Raw genomic sequence first — 4,939 nt, forward strand, 5'->3', positions numbered from 1 at the left:
GCGGGGCGTGCCATGGCGGCCGTAGCGGCGCTCACCCGGTGGGTGACATGCAGCCCCTGTAGGAATCGCAACCGGTACAGCCATTTGCATACCCTTTGAAGCGTTCAACTGCTCTCTTTAGGATCATCGCCCAGGTGCTCCACCAAGTGGTCAACGAAGACGCGAACCTTGGCAGGTACGAAGCGCCGCGAGGGCCACACGGCGGAGAGTACCAGCGCCGGCGCCCGCCAGTCGTCTAGCACGCACTCGAGGGCGCCCACCGCGAGATCGTCGGCAACGATGAACCGCGGCAGGGAGCAGATACCCATGCCGGCGATGGCCGCGTGGCGCAGTAGATCGCCATTGTTGGCGCAAAGTGGGCCCGAGACCTCCACCGTCTCTGCTGCGCGCGGATCGTCGCTGCGGTGCAGCGTCCATTCTTCCCGCAGCCCAAGATTGCTGTACCGCATGCAGGCGTGAGCCCGCAGGTCCGCCGGCGCGCGCGGGCGACCGCGGCTGTCGAGATAACTGGGCGCCGCGCAGAAGACGCGCTCGAAGGCCGCGATGCGCCGGGCCACCAGCGTCGAGTCCATGAGGGAGCCAATGCGCAGCGCGAGATCCGCGCCGGAAGCGACGATGTCCACCATCCGGTCATCCAGGTCCAACATAAGATGCAGCTGCGGATAACGGGCATGGAAGCCTGGCAGCAGCGGGGCCAGCGCCCGCACGCCGAACGACAGCGGTGCCGCCACCCGCAGCTCGCCGGCGGGTGCGTCGCTCAGGTGGGAGACCCGGTCCTCCGCATCCGTTAGCGCCTGCAGGATGGCGCAGACATCACGGTAGTAATGCTCGCCGGCCTCGGTGAGACTCAACTGGCGCGTGGTGCGGTTGATGAGTCTCAGGCCGAGGTGGCGCTCCAGCCCCGCCACCCGGCGGCTCACGGCGCCTGCGGTAGTGTCCAGCCGTGCCGCGGCACGGCTGAAGCCGCCCTGGTCCACGACGGCGACAAAGGTCTCCAGAGTGGCAATCTCTGGCCGGCTCAAGCTGGCGCGCTCCGGTGCCGGTGAGCCCCGGACGCCGGTTCGGCCGCACTGCCGGCCCCGCGTTCGTCAATCCGCATCCAAACCCAGGGCGTGCAGCACCCGCCAGGAGAGCTCGTCCGGCGTGCGGGAAATGACTTCGGCCGGGATCTCGTGCTTGAGATGCAGCCGGTCGAAGTCCTCAAACCCATAGGACACCATAAACGGATGCATGCCGGTATTGACGGCGGCGCGGAAGTCCTTGGCCTCATCGCCACAGGCGAAGGCTCGCGCAGGGTTGATCTCGAACTCTTCCCGGGTGCGGCGGAAGTACGGCAGCTTGTCCTCAGACAGCGGTAGGTGCACCAGGAAGTCCAACAGGTCCGGCTCGATGCCGTGGCGGTCGAAGAGCCGAGTCAGCGTCTCCACTGGGCTGTTGGTGATGTTGCGAGTCACAATGCCCACTTTAATGTCCGGCTCGGCGGCGATGCGGCGGATCAGACGCTCCATGCCCTCGAACATGATCGCTTCCTCCCGATACACTTCCGTCAGGGTCTCCACGATCTTGGCGCGGGTGCCGCGGCCGAGCTGCTGGCGCAGGTTCTGCGGCATCTCCTTAAGGCCGCCCAGGTACTTGAAAATGTTACGGCGCTTCTGAAACCGGGCGAGCGGACCGATGTCCATCCCATGGTGGGCAAAGGTCTTCTCAATGGCCTTGAAGGCGTCGATGGTGGTGCCGTCGGCATCCAGGATCAGCAGACGGTCATTGGTGTACATGGCGCATGCGTCAACCCGGCGCAACGCGCAGCCACGGCCTGAACGCCGGGCCGTCGGCGGCACTGCTGTGTTCTTGGCAAAGCGCGTGGATTCTCGCACATTGCGCAGAGGATGCAGTATTCGAGCGCCTGCGTTCTCGACGCCGACTGGCTATGCGCGATGAAGTCGTCAGAAGAGCCGCCGGCGCAGCAGATAGAGCGAGAGCCCGGTCACCACACCCACAGCGAGCGCCCGTACTGCCGGGTGGCGGGAGAGCGCCGTCGCCTGCGCGAGCCATGTGTCGGCGCCGTGCGCGGCGATCGCCCCATCACGCTCGGCAGGAGACCCGCCAGAGGCTTCTGCCCCTGCCATCGCCGCCGACGGCTCCGCCGGCACCGGGCGATGGGCCTGCCAACCCGCCGCCCTGCGCCGGGCCGCGCCAGCGCCCGCAGATGCGCCCAGGGCGGGTGCAGCGTCGTCGGGCGCCTGCGACTGCTCCGCAGAGGCAGTCTCCGGCGCGTCAAAGCCATGCGGCGGCGGGGCCTTGGTGTGTCGCTTCGGATCGAGGCTCAGCTTGGCGCGTCTGGCGGTCATTGGATTGTCCTCCGCGGTTTGGCGGCAGGCTCGGCTCGAGGGGGCGGGTCGTCCGGTTGGTGCACCCTCAATTCGGAAGCATCGTCCGAACCGCCTGCCAGAGCGCCTCGATCTCGGCGGCGGCCTTGCCCCGGGCTTCGAACTCCATTACCGCGCGGCCGTCGATGAGCGCATGGCTGTAAGCAGCACGCTGGCTCACGGCCACGGGGCACACGGGCACCGGGTAGGCCGTCAGCGCCTCCCGCGCTTCAGCCACGAGGCGCGGCTCCTGCGCCCGGGTGGGTGGCGGGCAGGCGTTCAGCACGATCTGCGCCGGCACCTTCAGGTCAGCCACGAGCGCGGTGGTAATGCCGATCGCGTCCAGATCGAGGATCGCGGGACGGGTCGGGATCAGCACCGCGTCAGACACCTCAGCGCAGGCGCGGGACTGCTCCGAGCTGTGCGGGGCCGTATCAACGATAACGAGCGCGAAGCCGCGACGGCGGGCCTCGTCCAGCATGTCTGCGAGCTCCGTCCCCTGCCCCTGCACCAGCGCCGGCGCGTCCGCCGGGCGCCGCTGCCACCAGGCGCCGGCGCTGCCCTGCGGGTCCGTGTCCACCAGCAGGACCTCGAGCCCGGCACGCTGGGCCTGCACCGCCAAGTGGATGGCGAGCGTGGTCTTGCCCGTGCCGCCCTTTTGCGCGATCAGGCTCAAGGTTGTCATGCGGCCCCTCATGCCTACCGAGTATCGAGTATCCAACCCAACCTGTCGAGGCGGTGAGTCCGCTCGACGCGCGGCTGCGACAGTGACGCCCGACAGCGGCCTCACTGACCCTTGGGTTGGGCGCGACCTTCCTACAATTGGTGGACTTCTTGACGCGAAAAGCAATTCCTGGCGTTGATCTTGCGGAGGTTTCGGTCTATACAGCCTGCGGCCCGCAGGGCCGCTCCCCACACAACACCACAGGAAGTCACCGCAATGACACTCATGCAACGCTCAACCGCCGAGCTGATCGGCACCTTCTGGCTCGTGCTCGGAGGCTGCGGCAGCGCCGTGCTCGCTGCCGCGTTCCCTGAGGTCGGCATCGGCCTGCTCGGCGTGTCCTTCGCCTTCGGGCTCACCGTACTCACCATGGTCTACGCCATCGGCCACATCTCCGGCTGCCACCTTAACCCGGCGGTGTCCGTCGGGCTCGCGGTGGGCGGTCGCTTCGCGTGGTCGGACCTGCCGGCCTACATCATCGCGCAAGTCATTGGCGCGACACTGGCGGCCTTCTTGATCTGGTTCATTGCTGCCGGGGCGCCCGACTTTTCGCTGTCGGCCAACGCGCTGGCCGTCAACGGCTATGGAGAGCTGTCGCCGGGTAAGTACACACTCGCTGCCGGCTTCGTCACCGAGGTGGTGATGACCATGATGTTTCTGCTCATCATTCTGGGCGCCACGGATAAGCGCGCCCCGGCCGCTTCCGCCGGCATCGCCATCGGCCTCGCGCTGACGCTGATCCACCTCATCAGCATCCCCGTGACGAACACTTCCGTAAACCCGGCCCGCAGCACCGGCCCTGCGATTGCGCTGATGACCGGCGGCTATGGGCAGGCCCTGGGGCAGCTCTGGATGTTCTGGCTGGCCCCCATCATCGGTGCGGGGCTGGCGGGCGTGATCTATAAGGTCTTCGCCGTTGCTGGCGAGCCGCCGGAAATCGAGAAGCTCGGCGGCAAGGTCGCCTAAATGCAGAAGCGGCTGCGGGGCTGCGAAAGCCCCCAGACCGCTCCCAGGCCCCAATAACGGGGCATTGCCGCCGGCATCGCCGGCGCATCCGCAGCGCTGCTTCGATAACATACGACTCAGCCCTCCGGCGACCACAGCGGCGCCGCGGTCGGCTCACCGCGACGAACCACCCGCAGGAGCCACGCATGTCCGACCAGCCAGATCCAGACGCCGTCCGCGCCTACCTGCTGGCGCTGCAGGACCGCATCTGCCATGACCTCGCCACCGAGGACGGCGGGGCCGAGTTCCGTGAGGACGCCTGGGACAGGCCCGGCGGCGGCGGTGGGCGCTCTAGGGTCATGGAGGGCGGCGCAGTGTTCGAGAAGGGCGGCATCAACTTTTCAGACGTCCAGGGCGAGCGCCTGCCGCCGTCCGCCACCGCGGCCCGCCCGGAGCTCGCCGGCCGCGGCTTCCGCGCGATGGGCGTGTCGTTGGTGATGCACCCCTGGAACCCGTACGTGCCGACCTCGCACATGAACGTGCGCTTCTTCGTCGCAGAGAAGCCGGGCGAGCCCGCGGTCTGGTGGTTCGGCGGCGGCTTCGATCTCACGCCCTATTACGGCAACGACGAAGACGTGATCCACTGGCACCGCACTGCCCGCGCCGCCTGTGAAGGCTTCGGCGACGAGGCAGAGACAGCAGACCAGCTGCACGGCAGGCTCAAGCGCTGGTGCGACGAATACTTCTACCTCAAGCATCGCCAGGAGCCCCGCGGCGTCGGCGGGCTCTTCTTCGATGATCTCAACACCTGGGGCTTCGCGCGCTGCTTCGCCTTCATGCGCAGCGTCGCGGATCATTACATCCCCGCCTACCGCCCCATCGTCGCCCGCCGCAAGGGGCTCTA

General features: G+C 67.7%; 6 protein-coding genes. 2 read left to right on the forward strand and 4 right to left on the reverse strand.

Annotation, left to right across the window (positions count from 1 at the left end; all coding sequences use genetic code 11):
* Nucleotides 1-104: 104 nt before the first annotated feature.
* The 4 genes from I6U14_RS14445 to I6U14_RS14460 form a co-directional block, all read right to left on the reverse strand.
* Nucleotides 105-1,022, reverse strand: coding sequence for a LysR family transcriptional regulator (locus tag I6U14_RS14445; protein ID WP_296900217.1), 918 nt, complete (start codon nucleotides 1,020-1,022; stop codon nucleotides 105-107).
* 66 nt (nucleotides 1,023-1,088) lie between these two features.
* The gene (locus I6U14_RS14450) at nucleotides 1,089-1,775 is read right to left on the reverse strand and encodes an HAD family hydrolase (RefSeq protein ID WP_296900218.1); all 687 of its coding nucleotides are present in this window, start codon (nucleotides 1,773-1,775) and stop codon (nucleotides 1,089-1,091) included.
* A 168-nt stretch (nucleotides 1,776-1,943) separates the two neighbouring features.
* Nucleotides 1,944-2,348 (reverse strand): hypothetical protein, encoded by a 405-nt coding sequence (locus I6U14_RS14455; protein ID WP_296900219.1) that lies wholly within the window; start codon nucleotides 2,346-2,348, stop codon nucleotides 1,944-1,946.
* Between the two features lie 67 nt (nucleotides 2,349-2,415).
* Nucleotides 2,416-3,051 (reverse strand): AAA family ATPase, encoded by a 636-nt coding sequence (locus I6U14_RS14460; RefSeq protein ID WP_296900220.1) that lies wholly within the window; start codon nucleotides 3,049-3,051, stop codon nucleotides 2,416-2,418.
* A gap of 255 nt (nucleotides 3,052-3,306) precedes the next feature.
* Between I6U14_RS14460 and aqpZ the strand changes: the two genes are divergently transcribed.
* Together aqpZ and hemF are read left to right on the forward strand one after the other, a co-directional pair.
* Nucleotides 3,307-4,056 (forward strand): aquaporin Z, encoded by a 750-nt coding sequence (aqpZ, locus tag I6U14_RS14465; protein ID WP_296900221.1) that lies wholly within the window; start codon nucleotides 3,307-3,309, stop codon nucleotides 4,054-4,056.
* Between the two features lie 185 nt (nucleotides 4,057-4,241).
* The coding region (gene hemF, locus I6U14_RS14470) for an oxygen-dependent coproporphyrinogen oxidase (RefSeq protein WP_296900222.1) at nucleotides 4,242-4,939 on the forward strand (698 nt) is incomplete at its 3' end.

The sequence above is a fragment of the Thiohalocapsa sp. genome (assembly GCF_019695415.1).
Lineage (GTDB): Bacteria > Pseudomonadota > Gammaproteobacteria > Chromatiales > Chromatiaceae > Thiohalocapsa.

What these genes read in the sequence shown, in the direction of transcription:
- aqpZ (WP_296900221.1), top strand. Translation starts at nt 3,307, where the DNA reads ATGACACTCATGCAACGCTCAACCGCCGAGCTGATCGGCACCTTCTGG.
- I6U14_RS14460 (WP_296900220.1), bottom strand. Translation starts at nt 3,051, where the DNA reads ATGACAACCTTGAGCCTGATCGCGCAAAAGGGCGGCACGGGCAAGACC.
- I6U14_RS14455 (WP_296900219.1), bottom strand. Translation starts at nt 2,348, where the DNA reads ATGACCGCCAGACGCGCCAAGCTGAGCCTCGATCCGAAGCGACACACC.
- I6U14_RS14450 (WP_296900218.1), bottom strand. Translation starts at nt 1,775, where the DNA reads ATGTACACCAATGACCGTCTGCTGATCCTGGATGCCGACGGCACCACC.